Raw genomic sequence first — 20,925 nt, forward strand, 5'->3', positions numbered from 1 at the left:
TCAGAACGGCGATGCGATCAGGAAGAAGCGTTGCAGCCAGCCCATGGTCTGGACTTCGTCCATGACGCCCTTGCTGCGGTATTCGATGCGGGCGTCGGCCACTTGCGTGGACGACACGGTATTCGTGCCAGTAATGGAGCGCGGATCAACCACCCCGGCAAAGCGAACGTACTCACTGCCGCGGTTGATGGCGATCTGCTTTTCGCCGGCCACTTGCAGGTTGCCGTTGGACATCACGCCGACCACCGTGGTGGTGATGGTGCCGGTGAAGGCGTTGTTGGCGGTGCTGTCGCCCTTGCCCTGCGAGACGTTGCCGCCCTTGGCGTCGGTATCCAGATTCGCATTCGCCCAGCTGCTCATGAACGACGGCGCGGCAGCAATGCCCAAGGACGCCGAACCCGTGCGGTTCGTATTCGTGGCGACGTTCTTGGACGCGTTGGTGCGCTCGTTCAGCACGATGGTGACGATGTCGCCCACATTGCGCGGCCGGCGGTCTTCGAACAACGGATAGTTGCCGTAAGTCGTGGGCTGATAAATCGAACCCGTGGGCTGCGCCATGGGCATCGGCGGCGGCGGCGGTGCGGCCGTCGTCGGCCCGGTCACGATGGGCTCGGGCGGGATCATGGCGCAACCGGCCGCCAGCAAAGCCAGCGCCGCAGACAAAACCAGACGCAGGACAGACATGGGCATCACAGTTGGGACAGGCGGGCCAGCATCTCGTCGGACGTCTTGACGGCCTTGCTGTTCATTTCATAAGCGCGCTGGGTCGTGATCATGTTGACCAGTTCTTCAGCCACGTTCACGTTCGAGGTTTCCACGTAGTTCTGCATGATCGAACCCGCACCGTCCACGCCCGGTTGCAGCAGGTTGGCCGGACCCGACGCGTCGGTTTCCAGATACAGGTTTTCGCCGATGCTTTGCAGGCCGGTCGGGTTGATGAAGGTGGCGATCTGCAATTGGCCGATCTGCACGTTCACGCCCGCGGCGCCAGGTTGCGTCACCGACACGATGCCGTCCTTGCCGATCGAGATCGACAAGGCGTTGTCCGGCACGTTCATCGGCGGCTGGATCACGTAGCCGCTGACGGTGGTCAGCTGGCCGTTCTGGTCGCGTTGCAGCGCGCCGTCACGGGTGTAGCCCTGGGTGCCATCGGGCAGCTCGACCTGCAGGAAGCCGCGTCCGTTGATGGCGATATCCATTTCGCCACCGGTGTTGTTCAGGTTGCCCGCGGTGTGGATGCGCTCGGTGGCGGCCACGCGCGCGCCCGTACCCAATTGCAGGCCGGACGGCAGTTGCGTCGCATCGCCGACTTGGGCGCCGGGCTGGCGCAGCGTCTGGTACATCAGGTCCTGAAACACGGCGCGGCCGCGCTTGAACCCGTTGGTGGAGACGTTGGCCAAGTTATTGGAGATCACGTCCATGGAGGTCTGTTGACCTTCCAGGCCGGTTTTGGCAATCCACAACGAACGCATCATGATGAAAAACTCCTGGTGCCGCGGCTGGGCCGCGCGCGAAAAATGTTTGAATCAGCGGCTGAATCAGCTAACGGACAACAGCCCGTTGGCGCGTTCGGCGTTGCGGTCCGACTGCTGGATCACCTGCATCTGCTGCTCGAAACGGCGAGCGTTTTCGATCATGCCCACCATCGCCTTCATCGGGTTGGTGTTGCTGCCTTCCAGCACGCCGGACAAGACGCGCAGGCTCGGGTCAGCAGGCGCGGGCGGCGCGGGCTGGCCGTTCACGGGCGCCAGGCGGAACACGCCGTCGTCGCCATGCACCAGCTGCGCGTTGTTCGGGTTGGCCAGCTTGATGCGGCCCAGGTTCAGAATATTGTTCGGGCCGTCGCCGGCGCCGATGGCGGTGATCGTGCCGTCCGACGTAATCGTCAGCGCGGCCTGGTCAGGCACGTCGATCGGGCCGCCCTGGTCTGACAGCACGGGCTGGCCCAGCGACGTTTGCAGCAGGCCGTTGATGCCCACTTGCAGGCTGCCGCCGCGCGTGTAGGCCTCGCCTTGCGGGGTCTGCACGGCGATCCAGCCGTTTTCGCTGGACAACGCCACGTCCAGGTCGCGGCCCGTCGTTTGCATATTGCCCATTTCAAAGCTGTTGCCAGGCGTGGACGCCACCGTCGAAACCCGCGTCGGCAGACTCACCCCGTCCGTCACCGGAACCGAGCGGTACAGCGCGATCTGCTCGCGAAAGCCCGTCGTGTTCACGTTGGCCATGTTGTTGGAGAGCGCGGCCTGATGCTCAGTGATACGCGCTGCGCCATTCATGGCGGTGTAGATGATTCTGTCCATTGCCTATTCCGTCGGTGTCGTCGCTGGCCTGTCAGGCTTTACTTCAGGTTCATCAGGACTTGCATGATTTCGTCCTGGGTCTTGATGGTTTGCGAGTTGGCCTGGTAGGTGCGCTGGGCGATGATCATGTTGACCAGCTCCTTGCTCATGTCCACGTTGGACGCTTCCGTGGCCTGGCCCACCACCTTGGACATGCCGTTGGTGCCGGGCTGGCCCAGGATCGGCTGGCCGGAAGCAGCCGTTTCGGTCCAGGCGTTGTTGCCCACCGGCTGCAGGCCTTGCAGGTTCGAGAAGTCAGCCAGCACGATGTTGCCGACCACTTGCGTCTGGCCGTTGGTGTAGCTGGCCACCAGGCTGCCGTCGCCGCCGATGTTGATGCCGCTGAATTCGCCGGACGTGTAGCCGTTGGGCTTGGCGACCAGTTTGTAGTCGCTGCCGTACTGCGTGGTGCCCGTGTAGTTCATGGCGATGCTGATCGGGTCGGCGGGCGTCGTGGTGCCGCCCGGCGCTGCAAAGCTCAGCGTCACAACCGGGGCGCTGGTCATGGCGCCGGCCTTGTTGAACGTGAACTGCTGGGGGGTGCCCCAAACGCCAGCGGCCTGCGTCGTGGGCGCCATGGCCTGGCCGTCCATCGTGTAGTACACGTCATAGACGCTGTTGCCGGCGGCGTCCGCCGGACGCTTGACGAAGTACTGCATCACCTGGTGCGAGTTGCCCAGGGAGTCGAACACGGTCATGGGCGACGCGTTCGTGTAGCTGTTGGAGACGGTCGGGTCAAACGGACGGCCGATTTCGGTGACAGCGGCGGTGTAGTTGACGTAGCCCGGGATCTGGGTGATGTCGCCCGTGATGGCGCCCGCGCCGTCGATAACGACGGTGTTCGGGGCAGTGCCGTACGTGCCGGCCGGGGGTGCGCCCGCCGCCCACACCAGGTTGCCCGTGGCGTCGCGCGTGAATTCATAGGGTGTGCCGCCCAGCGAGACCGAACCGTTGACGGCCGGCGACGTGACCGTGTCCGTCAGGTACACCACCTTGGCGTTGGCATCCAGGTTGGCCACCGTCGTGCCGGTGCTGGTTGCCAGCGGCGCCACGTTGGCGGTCGGCAATTGCAGTTCCACCGGGTTCGCGCCAATGGCGCCGGGGGGGTAACCCGTCAGGCGGTAGCCTTGGGCGTTGACGATGAAGTTGTTCTTGTCGACCAGGAATTCGCCGTTACGCGAATACATCACCGCGCCGCTTTGATCGGTCACGCGGAACATGCCCTTGGCGCCGTCAATCGCGATGTCGTATTCACCGCCGCCGCCTTGCACGGTACCGACCGTGAAGCGCTGGTTGATGGCAGCCACTTTGACGCCCAGGCCCACGCGGGAGCTGGCGTACACGTCGGCGAACGACGCCGTCGCCGACTTGAAGCCGACCGTGCCGGAGTTGGCGATGTTGTTGCCGATGACGTCCAGGTTCTGCGCAGCGGCGTTCAAGCCGCTCAATCCTTGTCCGAAGCCCATGTTTTCTCTCGCTAATTTCTTTAGGTAGTGAAGCCGCCGCCCATGCGCCGGCACCGATTCATGTGCGCCCCGATCAGGCGCCGATCACCTTGCGCACGTCCAGCATGCTGGTCTGGCCGTCCAGGCCAAGATCCAGACGCAGGCCGTTGGTGGAATACGCCACGCTCTTGACCATGCCGTAGCTCAGCACTTCGGCATTAACCTTCTTGCTGTCGCCATCCGTCGCCAACACGGACACGGTGTACGCGCCCGGCTCCATCGCCGCGCCGTTGTCGTTCTTGCCATCCCAATCCAGCGTGTACACGCCGGCTTTCTGTTCACCCATTTCGATCGTGCGCACCACCGCGCCGTTCGCATCCGAAATGCGAACCTGCACCTTCTGCGCATCGGCTTGCAGATCCAGGCCGTACGGCGTGACCACACGTTCGGCGGCGTTGTCGCCGTCGACGCCAACCTTGATTTTGGAGCCTGGGATGAGCACGCCCTTGCCGATCATCGACACGGCGTTCATCGACTGCGACACGTCGATCTGGCCACTGATGGCCAGCATCGTGTTCTTCAGGTTGTTCACGCCTTCCACCGTCGCGATCTGCGCCATCTGCGAGGTGAGCTCGGCGTTCTGCATCGGGTTAAGCGGGTCCTGATTCTGCAACTGCGTCACGAGCAGCTTCAAGAATTGGTCTTGCAAGCCCTGCGCCGTGATGGAGCTGCCAGAGCCCGCTTGCGCCAGGCCCAGGCCGGTCGTGCTGGTGTTTTGATCGACGGTGGTCATGAATTCACTCAGTCAAGAAATTAGGATTGACCAATGGTCAGCGTTTTCTGCATCAGGGACTTCGCGGTGTTCAACACCTCGACGTTGGCCTGATAGGAGCGCGACGCCGCAATCATGTTGACCGTCTCGGCCACCGGATCGACGTTGGGCATACTGATATAGCCCTGGGCATCGGCCAGGGGATTCTTCGGGTCGTAGACCTGCTTGAGCGGCGACGGGTCTTGAATGACCCCAGCCACGCGCACGCCGCCGATTTCCTGGCCCATCGCCTGGCCGGGGGCCGGGTTGACCTGGAACACGACCTGACGGGCGCGATAGGGCTGGCCGTCCGGGCCGATGACGCTGTCGGCGTTGGCCATATTGCTGGCCGACACGTTCATGCGTTGCGACTGCGCGCTGAGCGCCGAGCCGGCGATATCGAAAATGCTCAACAAGGACATTGCCTGTCGCTCCCGTTATGGATCATTCTTGAATGGCGGACATCATCGTCCGGATGCGCCCGGAGACGAGCTGCATGGTGCTTTGGTAATGCAGCGTGTTGTCGGCGAACTGCACGCGCTCGATATCCATGTCCACCGTGTTGCCGTCCATGCTGGGCTGGTACGGCAGGCGGTACAGCAGGTCGGTCGGGCCTTGCGACACGGCCTTGGCGGGAATATGGCGCGCGGAAGTCAAGGTGAGCGAGGTGTCGGACAGGCGCTTTGAGCCTTCCATGGCGTTTTCCATCGCGGTCTTGAAATCAAAATCGCGGGCCTTGTAGTTCGGCGTGTCGGCGTTCGCGATGTTCGACGACAGCACTTCCTGGCGCTGCGCGCGCAGCGCGAGCGCCTGCTGGTAGAACCGGAAATCTTCGTTAAGCCTGTCTAGCATCGTGGCGCCTTCTTGCGTTGCAATTCGGATCGAGCAAGGGATTCCGGACACACCGTTATCCCATTGGATGACCGAATCATAGGGGCCGGCGGTGAAACACAATCAGCCAAATAACCCGCCATTTCTCATCCAATTCACGTATTGCCAAGTGCGGCGGACTTCTACAATTCAGTCATCATGAAAATCTCCGCACGACTCCTCCGCGCGCGCGCAAGCCTCACCGCCCTGGCGCTACTGGCCTTCTCCGGCGCCGCGCTGGCGCAGGACGCCGCCAGCCAGCCGCCCGAAGCGATCGTCATCGCGGCGCAGGGCTATCTGATGGATCAGCTGTCCGGCCTGCCCGGCCAGCCATCGGTGGCGATCGACCCGCCGCGCACCGAGCGGCTGGCGCCGTGCGATGCGATGTCCCCATTTATGCCGTCGGGCATGAAGCTGCGGTCGCGGATGACGGTCGGCGTGCGCTGCAACGCGCCCAAGCCCTGGACCACGTACGTCCAGGCCACCGTCAGCGTGCCCGGCTACTATTACGTCGCCTCGCGGATGATTTCGGCGGGCCAGGCGCTGACGCCGGATGACCTCTCCCCCCGGGATGGCGATCTGGTGTCGCTGCCGCCCGGCGCCATCACCGACCCGCAAACCGTGGTGGGCATGACGGCCGCTTACCGCATCAACGCCGGGCAACCGGTGCGGGGTTCGTCGTTGCGCAACGCGCAATCGGTGGTGCGCGGGTCGAACGTGCGGATCAATGCGCGCGGCAACGGTTTCGTGGTCAGCAGCGAAGGCCAGGCGATGGACAATGGCGCGCCGGGCGCGATGGTGCAGGTGCGGACGGCCAACGGCCAGGTCGTCAGCGGCGTGGTCCGCAACGCCGGTCTGGTTGAAATACAACTGTAGGTAGTGTTACAAATCGCGCAGCACCAACGGACGGACTGCCCTAAAGTTCCGGCCAGACCTGACGTTACAGAGACATAAGTAGGCGTATCCGTCGCAAACCGACCCAGGACGCCCTGCGGAGAAAACCTTGAAAATCAATTCGACCTCCAACCGGCCCCTCTCGGCCGACGCCGTTGGCCAACGCCCGGAATCCGCCGTTGCACAGGCGTATGGCGCCAGCAACGGGACGGGCTCCAGCAGCTCGCAAGTCGCGCTGAGCTCGGCGTCGCGCAAGATGCTGGCCCTGCAAGACGGTTCGAACGACATCAACGTCGAGCGTGTGGCCGCCATTCGTGCCGCGATCGCCTCCGGCCAGCTGAAGATCGACACCGGCAAAATTGCTGACAGCCTGATCGCCAGTGCGCGCGATCTGCTGAAGTAAATCCCGCGCAGCCCATCCCGTTCACCGCCCTACCGCCTTCGAAGCATGACCATGAATCCCGTCGACTCCCTCCAGGCCTGCATGCGGCAGGAAGATGCCCTGATCACCGAGTTTTCGGCCATCTTGGAAGAAGAGACCGAAGTCTTGGTCGGCCCGGGCAATGTCGGCGCGTTGCAGGCCATCACCGAACGCAAGGGCCGTGTCGCCCAGCAATTGGTGGACTTGAGCGACACGCGCGACGGCCTGCTGTCCGAAATCGGCCTGCCCATCGGGCACGCCGGCACGGAACAAGCGGCTGTGCTGCACCCGCAGCTGTCGGACACCTGGCATGCGCTGCTGACCAAGTCGGCCTCGGCAAACGAAATCAATATGCGCAACGGCGCGCTGATTGATGTGCATCTGCGCTATACCCAGCAATCGCTGGACGCGCTGCGCAACATCGGCGGCGTGGGCGTGAACGCCACCTATGACGCCAGTGGCCGTGGCGCGCGCGGCGCACCGGGACGCAAGCCGATCGTGGCGGGCTGATTCCGCGGGCGCATTTGCCCTTTCCCGGGCATAAAAAAGGCGACGCCATGCGTCGCCTTTTCGTTATGCGCAGCCCATCAAACGCTGCCCGTCATTTCCAGCATCGCAAACATTTTCAGAATGGCAACGGGCAGCAGGCGGCCCGATAGCTTGCGCTCGGAACCCATGATGCCCGACAAGGGGCCGCGCACTACGTCGGCCGAAGGCGAATGGGCCATCTGCCAGCAGGCCGCGGCCAACTGGCCGGCCATGAGCGACTGGCGCGCCAAGGTGTGTGCGCCATCCACCGCGGGCAACGCCTGCCAGGCGCTGGCCAGATACCGGAAGCTTGCCTTGGCCTCGTCTTGCAGCACGAGCCAGCGCGCCACCGTCGCGGCATCCGCCTGGGAGGCCGGCAGATTGGTCAGGCCGAACAGTTGGCCGGCGATCTCGCCGCTGGCCGTATCGATCAGGCGCGCGCAAACCAGACGCATCGTTGCGCTCTCGCCGCGCCCCGGCAAGGTGATTTCCGTGCCTGAGGCCCAAAGCGCCAGCGCCACGCGCTTGCCCGCCGTCTCGCTGATCAGGCCAGGCATGTCGCCCGGCTGGCCAACCGGCAGATAGCCGACGCTCTTGCCGACCGCATTCAAATTCGTCGGACATTCATCTTGAATCACGCGCATGCCGCCGGGGCTGCGCGCCACCCATGACACGCCCTGCCCGCTTAGCGATTGCCACAAAGCGGATGTGCCCGCCTCCAGCATGTGCACCAGCGGCAGGCGCGGCAACTGCTCGCCCAGCCAGCGCACGCGCGCCTCCAACGCCGGGCCGGCATCCGGCAAACCGGGCGCGGCGGGTGCGAAGGACGTCAACATGCCGTGGGCCAGCGCCAGCTGCTGCGCCGGCGCCGCGAGAGCCACGCCGCGATCGCTCATCAGCAGCGAGCCCATCAGCGAACCGCCCGGCAGGCCATCGCCCTTCATGCTGGTCTTGCCGTGCATCACCAGCAGATGACGGTTGCTTTGGGCCGAAAATTCGCGGCGCACCATAGCTAGCGGCTCATCGCCCAGCGAGGCCAGGCTTGCGCCCGCGCCGTCGCCGACATACTCGCGCCAGGACGCGCGGGCCTGCACGCAAGCCGGGTCGCTATCCAGCATGGCGATCGTGTGATCCAGATTCTGCGCGGCGGTAATCGAGGCCGAGCCGCCTTGCGGACGCAGAATCGCCGAGGCCAGCAGCTGGCGGCGGCGCGCCGGATCGACGGCGTCGGCATCACGGGCCGACGGCATCAGCGACGCCAGATCGGCCTCGCTCGGCGTGTACAGCGCGCGAGCGCGTTCCACCATGCTGAAAGCGCGGTCGATCAGCACGTCCGCGCGCGCCAGCTCCATGTGCTCAGGCACCTTCTGCCCGACCGACATGTAGTGGATGGGCAGCCGGTGGCGGATCGCCGTGTCCAGCGCCGCGCCCAGCCGGGTCGCTTCGTCCAGCTTGGTGATGATGCAACCGGCTACGTCCTCGCCCACGCCGTTGCGGTAGGCGTGCGCCACTTCGTCCAGCGTGTCGCCCTGACTGGCGGCGTTCAGCACCAGCAGGCGGCGCACGGGCTTGCCGGCGTTACACAGCATCGCGGCTTGCTCGGCCACCAGGCGGTCGCGCTGGCTGATGCCGGTGGTGTCGATCAGCACAATCTTGCGGTTGCCCAGTTCAGTCAGAATGCGGCGCAGCTCGCCGGCATCGCGCACCGAATGCGCCGGCACGCCCATCAAGCGGCCATAGATCTGCAACTGTTCCAACGCACCGATCCGGAACAGGTCGGTCGTCAGCATCGCAACCTGATCACGGCCTTCGCGGGCCACGCAGCGTGCGGCCAGCTTGGCCAGCGTGGTGGTCTTGCCTACGCCCGTGGGGCCAACCAGCGCATACACGCCGCCGGCCAGGAATTCGTCTTCGGACGCGACGACGGGCAGGTGCGTGACGAGCTCGTTGCGCGCCCAGGCTTGCGCGGCGTCGGCGGACATACCCTGCGGCAGTCGGTCCACCAGCGCGCGCACGAGCTTCGTGCTGAAGCCCGCGTCCAACAAGCTGCGGAACAATGCGGCGGCGGCAGGTTCGCGGGCCGTGCCTTGACGGCCACCCCAGAGCAGGCCGTCCATGCGAGTTTCCAGCGCGCCGCGCAAGGCGCTGATGGCGTCTTGCAAGCCTGCGGCGGTATCGGTCGGCAGCGCGGCGGACGGCGCAGGCGGCGCATGGCGCAACGGCGCGTCCGGTGTGCGGGCCATGGAAGGCGCGGGCGCGGCATAGGCGGCAGGGGCTGCCGGTGCCGCCGACGCAGCGGACGGTGCCGGTGCTGCCGGAGCGGCATAGGCAGCAGGCGCGGCGGGCGCAACCCGGCCCGGCGCGGGCATAGCCGCGGGCGGCGGCGCGCTTACGGATGGCCGTGCGGGGGGCAAGGCCGGCAGTTCAACCCGGGTTGCCGCAGCGGCAAGCGGAGAAAGTGCGGCGGGTGCAGCGGTTTGAAAGGCAGCGGGCGACGGGGCAGCGGGCTGCGCGGCAGCGGCCGACGGGGCAGCGGGCTGCAACGACACGGGCGGCGTAGCGGGCTGGAGCGGCGCGGGATATCGGGTGGAAGGCGGGGCGGCATGCGGCACGATGTCCTGCTCGTCGGCCCCCTCCTCTTCCGGCGACGCCGACGAGGCGTAGGCGGATTGGTAGGCAGCGATCGACCTGGACGGCGTCGAATAGCTGGTCTGCGGCATCGCGGCGGGCGCCGCATAAGCGCGCTCCGTTGCGGCCGGGGCCGGGGCCGCGTAGGACGGAGCCGGCGCCGCCGTTGCGGGCGCAGGCGCAGTCACTGGCACAGCCAAGGGCACAGACAAGGGCACAGTCAAGGGCACAGTCAAGGGCACCCCGGCCGGCGCCGCAGCGGGCGTCATCGCATGACCCGAAGCCGGCGCGGCCTCGCGTTGCGGCGTTTCCGACGCTGCGTCGTCGAACGCACCTTCAACCGTCGCCAGCACTTCCACGCCGCCATCCACACTGCGGTTCGACACGATCAGCGCGTCCGGCCCCAGCACCTGGCGCACCTGGCGCATCACTTCACGGCTGTTGACGCCAAAAAAGCGGCTTATCTTCATTGCCCATTGCTCCCGCCAATCAGCGCGGTCACGCGGACCATGCGCTCATCGGGAATTTCCGTATTCGACAACACACCCAACTGCGGCAAGTGGTGGCGCAAGAAGCGCGACAGCGGCGCGCGCAAGACCGGCGACACCAGCAGCACCGGCGCGTTGCCCTGCGATTCCTGGCGCTCGACCGCCGCTTGCGTTTCGCGCAGCAGCGTATCGGCCAGGCCCGGCTCCAAACCGCCGCTGGTCGTCATGGCTTGCGACAGCACACGCTCCAGCTTCACATCCAGCCCGATGACCCGCAGCTCGCCTTCGCCCGGGAACCATTGCTGCGTGATCGCGCGGCCCAGCGAACGGCGGACCAGCATGATCAGCTCGTTGATATCGGGCTGGCCGCCGGAGCCAGCCGCCTGCGCCGCCAGGCGCGGACCGTGTTCGGACAGGGTATCGATGATGGTGCGCATGTCGCGGATCGGCACTTCTTCCGACAGCAAGCCTTGCAGCACCTTTTGCAGCGCGGTCAGAGACAGCGTCTTGGGCACCAGGTCCTCGACCAGCTTGGGCGCATCGCGGCCGATACGGTCCAGCAGTTGCTGCACTTCCTGGCGGCCCAGCAAGTTCGAGCCGTGGCGGTGCATCAGATGGTTCAGGTGGGTGGCGACAACGGTGCCAGCATCCACCACGGTATAACCAGCCACTTGCGCCTGATCGCGCAAGCCCCCGTCGATCCACAACGCCGGCAGGCCGAACGCCGGGTCGGTGGTGGGCGTACCCTTAATCTGCATCGTGACGCCGCCCGGGTCGATGGCCAGCCACTGGCCCGGCATCGCCACGCCATGGCCCACTTCCACGCCCGACAGCAGGATGCGGTAGTCGTTGGGCTTGAGCTCCAGGTTGTCGCGAATGTGCACCACCGGCGGCAGAAAGCCGACGTCCTGCGCGAACTTCTTGCGCAGGCTGCGAATGCGATGCAGCAGTTCGCCGTTCTGCGCGTGGTCTACCAGCGGAATCAGCCGGTAGCCCACTTCCAGGCCCAGCTGATCCACCATGGACACGTCATCCCAGCTGGCTTCGGCCGCAGCGGCCTGCGCTTGGGTGATCGCCTGCGGCGGCACCTCTTCGGCCGCTTGCGCCGCCTTCTGGCGCTTCTTGGTCAACATCCATCCGCCCCAGCCCAGCGCACCGGCCAAGGTCAGGAAGGCAATGTGCGGCATGTTGGGAATCAGGCCCATGATGCCGATGATGCCAGCCGTCAGGAACAGCACGGCCGGGTTCGAGAACAGCTGGCTGATGATCTGCTGGCCGATGTCCTGGTCGGTCGACACGCGCGACACCACCACACCCGCGGCGGTGGAGATCACCAGCGCCGGGATCTGGGCGACCAGGCCGTCACCGATGGTCAGCAGCGTGTACACGCGGGCCGAATCGCCCATCGACATATCGTGCTGCGCCACGCCGACGATCAGGCCGCCGATGATGTTGATCGCCATGATCAACAGGCCGGCGATGGCGTCGCCGCGCACGAACTTGCTGGCGCCGTCCATCGAGCCGAAGAAGTCCGATTCCTGCGAGACTTCCGCGCGGCGGCGGCGTGCTTCGTCTTCGCCGATCAGGCCGGCGTTCAAGTCAGCGTCAATGGCCATCTGCTTGCCGGGCATGGCGTCGAGCGTGAACCGCGCGCCCACTTCGGCGATACGGCCCGCACCCTTGGTGATGACGATGAAGTTGATGATGGTCAGGATCACGAACACGATGATCCCGACGGCGAAGTTGCCGCCCACCAGGAAGTGCCCGAAAGCCTCAATCACCTTACCGGCCGCATCCGGACCCGTGTGGCCGTTGAGCAGCACGACACGGGTAGACGCCACGTTCAGCGACAGGCGCAGCAAGGTTGCAAACAGCAGCACGGCCGGGAACGCGGCAAAGTCCAGCGGCTTGCGCGTGAACATGGCCACCAGCAGGATCATCACAGACAACGCAATGTTGAAGGTGAACAGCAAGTCCAGCAGGAACGTGGGCAGGGGCAGCACCATCATGCCCAGCACCATCACGATCAGGATCGGACCCGCCAGGAGCCGCGCGTGGCCGGCCCCGCTACTCTTCAACATGGTGAGCAAAGCGCTCATTCCTTAGACTCCTTGTGCTGCGGTTGTTGCCTGCGGGTCCAGTGCGGCGGGCACGGCCAGTTTGGTCGGGGCCGTCGGTTCAACCCCCCATCCCGAGCGCCACGAACGCAGCTGGAAAACCCACGCCAGCACTTCCGCCACCGCGGTATATAGCTCGGCCGGGATTTCTTGCCCCAGCTCGACGTGTTGATGCAATGCGCGCGCCAACGGCGGCGCTTCCAATGTGGGAATACGGTTTTCAGCGGCCAGCTCGCGGATCTTCGCTGCGATCAGGCCGGTGCCCTTGGCGATGACGCGCGGGGCGCCGTTCTTGTCTTCGTCATACTTCAGCGCCACGGCATAGTGCGTGGGGTTGGTCACCACCACGTCGGCCTTGGGCACTTCGGACATCATCCGGCGGCGCGCCGCCTGGCGCTGCTGCTGGCGGATGCGGGCCTTCACGTGCGGGTCGCCTTCGCTTTCCTTGTGTTCCTGGCGCACATCTTCTTTGGACATGCGCAGCTTTTTCAGGTGGCTCCAGATCTGCCATGGCACATCCAGCATCACAATGACCAGCAGCGACGCGACGATGAACGCGCAACACATCGCCACCAGCGACAGCGCCTTGATCAGCGCGGCCGACGGGGCCACGTGCATCAGGCCCAGCATGTCGTCGTGGTAACGCCAGATCACCCAGACGGCCACGCCGCCCACCAGCAAGGCCTTGGCCAGCGCCTTGATCAGCTCAACCACCGTTTGCGACGAGAACATCCGCTTCAGGCCGGCGAACAAGCTGAGCTTGGAAAAATTGGCCTGTAGCGGCTTGCCCGAAATCACGATGCCGCCCAGCAGCACGCTGGACAGAATGGCGATCACGACCAGCACGCCGAACACGGGCATCGTCGCCAGCAAGGCGTGGCCGAAGCCATCAACCGCCAGCTCCACCATCACGCCCGGGTCCGTCACGATGCGCTGGTCGAACGCCAGGCCGTTGCGCAACACGCCGCTCAAGCCCTGGTAGAGCGAGCCGCCGCCCATCCAGATCACGCCGACACCGGCGGCCAGCATCATGAACGTTCCCAATTCCCGGGAACGTGCAATCTGCCCCTCCTCGCGCGCCTTTTCCAGGCGCCTGGGAGAGGCGGCTTCGGATTTTTCGAGGTCGCTTTCTTCGGCCATGCTCTGCGGTGTAATTGCGGTTCGCGGATTTTGGGATCACGAACCACCCGCCGAGATTCTAGGAGGCCTGGGCGTTTGGCGATAAGCCAAGAAAAGGGGGGAAAGCGGTGCTATTCCCGGATGCGCAGCGGCGGCACCCGGGCCGTCCGGCAGACCGGCGGTTCGGCGCTCCAGGCACCCTGCCCGCCCGCGACTGGGCCGCCGGCTGCTCAGCCTGCCGCGACGGCGGCCTGGCGATGGGGTTCAGCGCCGTCCAGCGCCGCCTGGAACCGCACGTAATCCAGGCCGATACGAACCGCGCCCCAATGCTCCGCGCCCACATACAAGGGCACGGAAATATCGTTGATGATCTCGCCGGTGTCCCGCGAATAGGTCTGGAACAGCATCGCGCCCGTGTTGGCCGCCAGCCGCGCGCCCACCGGGTCATTGAACATCCGCTTGTGGCGCGACCGGGCGATGTCCTGCTTCGGGTCGCCCGTGGGCGGATGGGAATACTGGCTGTTGTGCGCGGGCGCGTAGCCGCGGCTGTCGACCAGCAAGGTGTAACTTCCGCCCGGCACGGCGGCCAGCACGCTGTCCAGCAACTGGGTCAGCGCGCCATCGATGACCCGGTCATAGCAGGTATGAAAACGCGGCGGCTCGCTGCCCGGAATGCGCTGGTAGTGGCGGTCAAACACATCCACCCCTCTTTTGCGCGCATCTTGCAGCAACCTGCCGGCAGTGTCGCGAAAGTCGACCAGCAAGTCCGACAGCTGATCAAATGCCGTGTCGCCCGTGCGCATGTCGGCAAGCACTTCTTGCACGCTTTCCGTCTGCCGGCGAATGCGGTCGATCTCGCCCGACATATGCCCCACGCGCTCCAACACATCGGCGCTCAGCGCTGCGATGCGCCCGACTTCCTGGCTCATGCCGTGGTTGGTGGCGTCGACCTCGCCTATCGCCTGCACCACGTCGCCCACCTGCCGGTTCATGCTGTCGAAATCGCGCACAAAGCGCTCGAAATCCGAGCAGGTGCGGTCCAGCACTTCGCCCGACGCATCCACGTCGCTGCGCAGCGTGCCGGTCTGGCGCTGCGTGATTTCCACGAGTTCAAGCATGTCGGACGTATGGCGGCCGATGTCAGTCGTGGCGGCGTTGACGCGTTCGGCCAGCCGGCCCACTTCACTGGCCACCACCGCAAAGCCCCGCCCTGCATCGCCGGCGCGGGCAGCTTCCACGCCCGCGTTCAGCGCCAGCAGCTGCGTCTGTAACGCAATGTCCTTGATCAGCTTGCTGATATCGGCCACCGAACGCGCGCCGACGGTCAGCTTGCCCACCACCTCGGTGAAGGCGGCCATCTCGCGCGTCATGCGGTCCACGCGCATCTTCACGTCAGACAGCTCGGCCAGCGCTTGCTCGGCGGCTTGCAGGTTCTGGCCCGACATGGCCGAGATCTCGCGCGCGTGCGTCGAGGTGGACGCGGACAAGGTGGCGATCTGCGCACCGCTATCGGCCAAGGCGCCCGCCGCACGCGCCTGCTCCTGCGCCAACTGCGAACAGCGCCCCGCCTGAAACTGCGTGCGCGCCGCATTCAGCGCGATTTCGATACTGGAGCCGCGCACGGTCATGATGCGCCGGCGGATCTGCGCCAGAAACCGATGCAATGGAAATACCGCGGGGCTGACGGACAACGTGCGTTCCGAGAGCATGGCGTCGCCCCGGTTCAAACGGCGCAACAAGCCCCACATACCGCCCAGGCGGAATACGGATCTGGCCATGGTAGACCTCCTTTTGCGGCCCGGTTCGCCTGCGTTGGGCGCCCGTGGCCTGGCGCGCATTGCGCGCGCCGTGTCTCCTGCGTTGCCCCTTTTTATTCTTATAAGCGCGCCGCCAGAGGACATGCCTGGCGGCGCGGTCTTGCCTCACACGGGTACCACCACAGCCTTAGAAGCCCAGGCTGGCCAACAAATCGTCAACCTGGTCCTGGCTCGTCACCACATCCGTCTTGCCCTGCGGACTGATCTGCGGTCCGTTGAGCAGGCTGTTGGCTTCATCGCGGCGCTCTTGCGGCACGTTGTCCAGCAGCACTTGCAGCAGTTCGCGTTCAATCGCGCCCACCACATCCATCATGCGCATGATGACCTGGCCCGTCAGGTCCTGGAAATCCTGCGCCATGATGATTTCCATCAGCTTGGACTGCGTCTGCTGCGTCTGCTTGGGCACATCCGCCAGGAAGGCGCGCGTGTCCTTGACCAGTTCGCGGGCTTCGGGCAATTCCAGCGGCTGGTCATACCATTGCTGCCAGCGCGTATCCAGCGCCTGCGCCGAGCGCGACATGCCGTCCTGGATCGGGCCAGCCTGCTCGGTCGCGTTCAGCACGCGGTTGGCGGCCTGTTCGGTCATCTGGGCGACATAGCGCAGGCGGTCGCGGGCATCCGGGATGGCGTTCGCCGCATCCTTGATGGCCTGATCCAGACCCAGCTCGCGCATGCTGTCGCGCAACATGCGCGTCAGCGATGCAATGCGGTGGATCAGGTCAGGGTTTTCCGCTGCGGGTTCAACGTGTTCCGTTGTGCTCATTGCACACCTCAGCTGGCAATTTTCTCGAAGATCTTGGTGAGCTTTTCTTCCAGCGTCGCCGCGGTGAAAGGCTTGACCACATAACCGTTGGCGCCGGCCTGAGCCGCCGCAACGATGTTCTCTTTCTTGGCTTCGGCCGTCACCATCAGCACGGGCAAGGATGCCAACGCCGCGTCGGCACGGATCTGCTTGAGCATTTCCAGGCCATCCAGGTTGGGCATGTTCCAGTCGGACACGACGAACTGGAAGCCGCCGTTGCGCAGCTTCTCCAGCCCGATCGCGCCGTCTTCGGCCTCATCCACGTTCTCGAAACCCAGCTCTTTGAGCAGGTTGCGGATGATTCGTCGCATGGTGGGGAAGTCATCCACCACCAGAATCTTTATGCCCTTGTCTACCATCTTTCACTCCAGAAAAAATTTGCTTGAGAACGATCGTGAAGCGTCCGCGTCAAACGCGGTGTCCACGGTCGCCCAGGCGAGTCAGAATGCGTTCGCTAATTGCCGACAGCGTCACCACTTCATCCGCGGCGCCAATGGCGATGGCCTCCCGGGGCATGCCGAATACCACGCAGCTGGCTTCGTCCTGCGCAATGGTGTGCGCGCCCGCACGGTGCATGGCCAGCATGCCGGCGGCGCCGTCCTTGCCCATGCCGGTCAAGATGACGCCGATGGCGTTCTTGCCCGCGGCCACGGCGGCGGAATTGAACAACACGTCCACCGACGGGCGGTGGCGGTTGACGGGTTCGCTGGCTTCAAGCTCGATCACGTAGTTGGCGCCGCTGCGGCCCAGGCGCATGTGCGTATCACCGCCCGGCGCCAGATACACGTGGCCCGGCAGCACGCGGTCGCCGTGGACGGCTTCGCGCACCGTCACGGCGCACAGTGCATCCAGGCGCTGCGCGAACGAACGCGTGAAGCCGGCAGGCATGTGCTGCGTAATCAGAATGGCCGGGCTATCCGGCGGCAACGGCTGCAACACTTCACGGATGGCTTCGGTGCCGCCCGTGGAGGCGCCCACGATCACCAGTTTTTCCGAGCTGGCCAGCGGCCGGCGCAGCATCGGCGCGGGCGCGGCCTGCGCCGCGTGCGGCGTGGGCGCGCGCAGCTTGGCGCGTGAGGCGGCGCGAATCTTGTCGGCGATGAGTTCGGTGTATTCCAGCAGGCCGTCGCGGATGCCTAGCTTGGGCTTGGTCACGAAGTCGATCGCGCCCAATTCCAGCGCGCGCAGCGTGATTTCACCGCCGCGTTCGGTCAACGACGACACCATCACCACCGGCATCGGCCGCAGGCGCATCAGCTTTTCCAGGAAATCCAGCCCGTCCATGCGGGGCATTTCCACGTCCAGCGTCAGCACGTCGGGGTTATGGCGCTTGATGAGTTCGCGCGCAACCAGGGGATCGGGCGCGGTCGCCACCACTTCCATGTCTGGCTGGCTGTTGATGATTTCGGTCATCAGTCCGCGCACCAGCGCGGAGTCGTCTACACACAGAACGCTTATTTTTTTCATGGTGATGCCTTGGGCCGTCAGGCCTTACTCGCACATTCGTAGACCGTCTGCCCGCGCAGACGAAAATCCCGGCTGATGTAGGTGAAGTTCTCGGAGTGCCCCGCAAACAACAGGCCGCCCGGTTTGAGCAGCGGCGCGAAGCGTTCAAGAATTTTCGCCTGCGTCGGCTTGTCGAAATAGATCATGACGTTGCGGCAGAAAATCACGTCGAACTTTTCGTTGATCGCCCAGGAAGGCGCCAACAGGTTCAAGGTTTCATACCGCACCATGTCGGCGATCTCGGGGCGCACCCGCACCTGCCCCGCGTTCGCGCCGCGGCCTTTCAGGAAGAAGCGGCGCAGGCGCTCGTCTTCCATCTTCGCCACGCGTTCGGCCGGATACACTGCGGCGCGCGCGCGGTTCAGCACATTGGTGTCGATGTCGGTTGCCAGCACCGTGGACGACGCTCCGCGCGGCCCCAGCGCTTCAACGAGCGTCATCGCAATCGAATACGGCTCTTCACCCGTGGATGCAGCGCAGCACCACACCGACACCGGGCCGCCGCGCTTTTTCGCGAAGTCCGCCAAGATCGGGAAGTGGTGCGACTCACGGAAGAACGCCGTCAGGTTGGTCGTGAGCGCGTTGACGAACTCTTCCCACTCGGGCGCGTCAGGCTCGTTTTCCAGCTGATCCAGATAGCTGCCGAAGTCCTGCCGGCCAAGTGCGCGCAGACGCCGCGCGAGACGGCTGTAGACCATTTCGCGCTTGTGCGTGCCCAGCGAAATGCCGGCGCGCACGTGAATCATCTTGCGGACGCGGGAAAAATCCGCGTCGCGAAAATCGAATTGGCGGTCCACCGAAATGGACGGCGCCGAAGTTGCTGCAGTGGCCACTCGGTTCCTCAGTGCCCAAGCGCAAACGCGTCAGGCGCTTGCAAACGTGAGTCTTCATCGGACGAACGCACCGAAGACAGGCGATGCGCCGGCACTTCGATGACTTCGCCCGCATTGATCTTGAACACCGCCACGGCTTCCGCCAGGCGTTGGGCTTGTTCTTGCAGCGAGCCCGCTGCGGCCGCCGCTTCTTCCACCAGCGCCGCATTCTGCTGCGTCACTTCGTCCATCTGCGACACGGCGCGGTTCACTTGATCGATACCGCTGGACTGCTCTTCGGACGCCGCCGAAATTTCGCCCATGATGTCGGTCACGCGTTTAACGGACGCCACGATCTCTTGCATCGTTGCGCCCGCGCGCTCCACCTGTTGCGAACCCGCGCCGACCTTGGTCACGGAGTCTTCGATCAAACCCTTGATTTCCTTGGCGGCTTGCGCGCTGCGTTGCGCCAGCGAGCGCACTTCGCCCGCCACCACCGCAAACCCCTTGCCCTGTTCGCCGGCACGCGCGGCTTCCACGGCCGCGTTCAGCGCCAGGATGTTGGTCTGGAACGCGATACCGTCAATGACGGAAACGATTTCCGAAATCTTGCGCGAGCTGGCCGAAATGTCGTGCATGGTGTTGACCACTTCCGACACCGCGGAACCGCCCCGCTCGGCCACGTCCGACGCGCTGGCCGCCAGCTGGTTGGCCTGGCGCGCGTTGTCGGCGTTCTGCTTCACGGTGGACGCCAGTTCTTCCATCGACGCCGCAGTTTCTTCGAGCGACGCCGCCTGCTGTTCGGTACGGCTGGACAAGTCCGTGTTGCCAGCCGCGATTTCATGCGAACCGACGTTGATCTCGTCCACACCACGGCGCACGGTTGCCACGGTGCGCGTCAGGCTTTCCTGCATGCGCTTGAGCGCGGCGAACAGCTGGCCGATCTCGTTCGTGTTGCGCACGTCAACACGCGCCGTCAGGTCGCCGCCAGCGATGCGGTCAAAATGATGGCCCGCTTCCTTCAGCGGCTGCAACACACGGCGGCGCAGGAAGACATAGGTGGCGAACACCAGCAGCGCGGCGATCACACCACCCGCGCTAACGGCGATCAACACAAATTGGTAACGCACCTGCGCCACTTCGTGCGCATCCAGCATCTTGCTGGCGCGCCAGAAGTCAAAGCCTTCAACGGCGCGGGCAAAGCGGCCTTCCAACGCATCTTGCACCGTTTGCACCTGCTTCTGGTAGGCCGGCATGTCGGCCTTTTCCAGCGCGGCGATCAACGGCGTCAGCCCTTGCTGTTGCAGCGCCGCGTACGACGCTTCAATTTCCTTCAAGGCTTCCGCGGCTTCTGCCGGTTGCGGCAGCGTCTTGTAGTACTCGTATTCCGCCTGGCCCTTGTTCATCGAGGCCTTGGCGCGTTCGAGCAGGCCGGTGGCTTCCGCCGACAGGCCCGTAGTCAGCAAGGTGGCCTGGCCCACGCTGCCGACGATGTCGGCATAGTTGGCGGTGGCCGCGCGGCCCAGACCATTCATGGTGTCCTTGTAGCTGGACACGACCCGGCCGACGGCGTCGTCGAGTTCCTGCGATTGCTTGATTTCGGCGAGGGTCCCGTTGCTGATGCGCAAAGACAACACGCCAAGCGCCGCCCCAATCACCAACATGAATGAGAAAAACGCCAGCACCCACAACAGGCTGCTGCGTATCGTCATGTTCGCGAAAAACTTGCGCATCACAAGAACCATCCCTTGACTGCAATCGTTAAAGGAAAGCGCCACATCGGATTCAATATGGCGCCTCTACCCCGCTATCCGGCCGGATTCCGATCAGGAAGCGACCTTCTCCACCAGCGCCATTTCATCGCTGGTCATCATCTTTTCAATGTCCACCAGGATCAGCATGCGCTCATCCACCGTGCCCAAGCCCGTCAGGTACTCGGTGGACAGGGTGGCGCCGAATTCCGGCGCCGGACGAATCTGGCCGGCGTTCAACATCAGCACGTCCGACACACCGTCAACCACGATGCCGACGACGCGGCGATCCAGGTTGAGGATGATGACGACGGTCTGCTCGTTGTAGTCAACGCGGCCCAGGTTGAACTTGATGCGCAGGTCCACGATCGGAACGATGATGCCGCGCAGGTTCGTCACGCCCTTGATAAAGGGCGGAACATTGGCGATGCGGGTCACCGTGTCGGCGTCGTAGCCGCGGATTTCCTGCACTTTCAGGATGTCGATGCCGTACTCTTCATCGCCCAGCGTGAAGACCAGGAATTCGCTGCCGACATCTTCGTTGCGCGCGGATTGCGCTTGCGGTTTGGCTGCCATG

Annotated in this window: 20 protein-coding genes; 3 read left to right on the top strand and 17 right to left on the bottom strand. The window is 64.7% G+C overall.

Annotated features, from left to right (window positions below; genetic code table 11):
* From AC1DB0_RS11400 to flgB, 7 genes are all read right to left on the bottom strand, one after another.
* Nucleotides 1-690: a flagellar basal body L-ring protein FlgH gene (locus tag AC1DB0_RS11400; protein WP_391569035.1), complete on the bottom strand. Its 690-nt coding sequence runs from the start codon at nucleotides 688-690 to the stop codon at nucleotides 1-3.
* Complete coding sequence (gene flgG, locus AC1DB0_RS11405; protein WP_054425949.1) at nucleotides 690-1,475, bottom strand: flagellar basal-body rod protein FlgG; 786 nt, start codon at nucleotides 1,473-1,475, stop codon at nucleotides 690-692. Before flgG ends, AC1DB0_RS11400 begins: the two co-directional genes overlap by 1 nt.
* 63 nt (nucleotides 1,476-1,538) lie before the next feature.
* Nucleotides 1,539-2,300, bottom strand: a complete 762-nt coding sequence (locus AC1DB0_RS11410) for a flagellar basal body rod protein FlgF (RefSeq protein ID WP_054425951.1) — start codon at nucleotides 2,298-2,300, stop codon at nucleotides 1,539-1,541.
* A gap of 38 nt (nucleotides 2,301-2,338) precedes the next feature.
* Nucleotides 2,339-3,805 carry a flagellar hook-basal body complex protein gene (locus AC1DB0_RS11415; protein WP_054425953.1) on the bottom strand — a complete coding sequence of 489 codons (1,467 nt, stop codon included), beginning with the start codon at nucleotides 3,803-3,805 and terminating at the stop codon, nucleotides 2,339-2,341.
* Between the two features lie 73 nt (nucleotides 3,806-3,878).
* Nucleotides 3,879-4,577 carry a FlgD immunoglobulin-like domain containing protein gene (locus AC1DB0_RS11420; protein ID WP_476756900.1) on the bottom strand — a complete coding sequence of 233 codons (699 nt, stop codon included), beginning with the start codon at nucleotides 4,575-4,577 and terminating at the stop codon, nucleotides 3,879-3,881.
* Between the two features lie 20 nt (nucleotides 4,578-4,597).
* The gene (gene flgC, locus AC1DB0_RS11425) at nucleotides 4,598-5,017 is read right to left on the bottom strand and encodes a flagellar basal body rod protein FlgC (protein WP_054425957.1); all 420 of its coding nucleotides are present in this window, start codon (nucleotides 5,015-5,017) and stop codon (nucleotides 4,598-4,600) included.
* 22 nt (nucleotides 5,018-5,039) lie between these two features.
* A complete protein-coding gene (flgB, locus tag AC1DB0_RS11430; protein ID WP_054426348.1) occupies nucleotides 5,040-5,447 on the bottom strand; it encodes a flagellar basal body rod protein FlgB in 408 nt (135 codons plus the stop codon).
* Between the two features lie 177 nt (nucleotides 5,448-5,624).
* Here flgB and flgA point away from each other — a divergent pair, with 177 nt between their 5' ends.
* The 3 genes from flgA (at nucleotide 5,625) to AC1DB0_RS11445 (ending at nucleotide 7,290) form a co-directional block, all read left to right on the top strand.
* The gene (flgA, locus tag AC1DB0_RS11435) at nucleotides 5,625-6,341 is read left to right on the top strand and encodes a flagellar basal body P-ring formation chaperone FlgA (protein ID WP_054425959.1); all 717 of its coding nucleotides are present in this window, start codon (nucleotides 5,625-5,627) and stop codon (nucleotides 6,339-6,341) included.
* A gap of 127 nt (nucleotides 6,342-6,468) precedes the next feature.
* A complete protein-coding gene (gene flgM, locus AC1DB0_RS11440; protein WP_054425961.1) occupies nucleotides 6,469-6,762 on the top strand; it encodes a flagellar biosynthesis anti-sigma factor FlgM in 294 nt (97 codons plus the stop codon).
* 51 nt (nucleotides 6,763-6,813) lie between these two features.
* Entirely contained in the window at nucleotides 6,814-7,290 is a 477-nt protein-coding gene (locus tag AC1DB0_RS11445; protein WP_054426349.1) for a flagella synthesis protein FlgN, read from the top strand.
* A 77-nt stretch (nucleotides 7,291-7,367) separates the two neighbouring features.
* Here the strand turns inward: AC1DB0_RS11445 and flhF are convergent, their stop codons facing one another.
* The 10 genes from flhF to cheW all read right to left on the bottom strand — a co-directional run bounded on the left by flhF (nucleotide 7,368) and on the right by cheW (nucleotide 20,924).
* The gene (gene flhF, locus AC1DB0_RS11450) at nucleotides 7,368-10,406 is read right to left on the bottom strand and encodes a flagellar biosynthesis protein FlhF (protein WP_476758663.1); all 3,039 of its coding nucleotides are present in this window, start codon (nucleotides 10,404-10,406) and stop codon (nucleotides 7,368-7,370) included.
* Nucleotides 10,403-12,523, bottom strand: a complete 2,121-nt coding sequence (gene flhA / locus AC1DB0_RS11455) for a flagellar biosynthesis protein FlhA (RefSeq protein WP_054425965.1) — start codon at nucleotides 12,521-12,523, stop codon at nucleotides 10,403-10,405. Before flhA ends, flhF begins: the two co-directional genes overlap by 4 nt.
* 3 nt (nucleotides 12,524-12,526) lie before the next feature.
* Nucleotides 12,527-13,681: a flagellar biosynthesis protein FlhB gene (gene flhB / locus AC1DB0_RS11460; protein ID WP_054425967.1), complete on the bottom strand. Its 1,155-nt coding sequence runs from the start codon at nucleotides 13,679-13,681 to the stop codon at nucleotides 12,527-12,529.
* Nucleotides 13,682-13,890: 209 nt separating this feature from the next.
* The gene (locus AC1DB0_RS11465; protein ID WP_254600382.1) at nucleotides 13,891-15,438 is read right to left on the bottom strand and encodes a methyl-accepting chemotaxis protein; all 1,548 of its coding nucleotides are present in this window, start codon (nucleotides 15,436-15,438) and stop codon (nucleotides 13,891-13,893) included.
* Between the two features lie 166 nt (nucleotides 15,439-15,604).
* Nucleotides 15,605-16,240 carry a protein phosphatase CheZ gene (gene cheZ / locus AC1DB0_RS11470; protein WP_054425969.1) on the bottom strand — a complete coding sequence of 212 codons (636 nt, stop codon included), beginning with the start codon at nucleotides 16,238-16,240 and terminating at the stop codon, nucleotides 15,605-15,607.
* A gap of 8 nt (nucleotides 16,241-16,248) precedes the next feature.
* The gene (gene cheY / locus AC1DB0_RS11475; protein ID WP_476756902.1) at nucleotides 16,249-16,638 is read right to left on the bottom strand and encodes a chemotaxis response regulator CheY; all 390 of its coding nucleotides are present in this window, start codon (nucleotides 16,636-16,638) and stop codon (nucleotides 16,249-16,251) included.
* Nucleotides 16,639-16,687: 49 nt separating this feature from the next.
* Nucleotides 16,688-17,746 (bottom strand): protein-glutamate methylesterase/protein-glutamine glutaminase, encoded by a 1,059-nt coding sequence (locus AC1DB0_RS11480; protein ID WP_054425972.1) that lies wholly within the window; start codon nucleotides 17,744-17,746, stop codon nucleotides 16,688-16,690.
* Between the two features lie 17 nt (nucleotides 17,747-17,763).
* The gene (locus tag AC1DB0_RS11485) at nucleotides 17,764-18,618 is read right to left on the bottom strand and encodes a CheR family methyltransferase (protein ID WP_054425973.1); all 855 of its coding nucleotides are present in this window, start codon (nucleotides 18,616-18,618) and stop codon (nucleotides 17,764-17,766) included.
* Between the two features lie 8 nt (nucleotides 18,619-18,626).
* Nucleotides 18,627-20,330, bottom strand: a complete 1,704-nt coding sequence (locus AC1DB0_RS11490; RefSeq protein WP_054426353.1) for a methyl-accepting chemotaxis protein — start codon at nucleotides 20,328-20,330, stop codon at nucleotides 18,627-18,629.
* 93 nt (nucleotides 20,331-20,423) lie between these two features.
* On the bottom strand, nucleotides 20,424-20,924 hold the full coding sequence (cheW, locus tag AC1DB0_RS11495; protein ID WP_054425975.1) for a chemotaxis protein CheW: 501 nt from the start codon (nucleotides 20,922-20,924) through the stop codon (nucleotides 20,424-20,426).
* Between the last annotated feature and the right edge of the window lies 1 nt (nucleotide 20,925).

It is taken from the genome of Achromobacter sp. 10T422 (assembly GCF_056394065.1).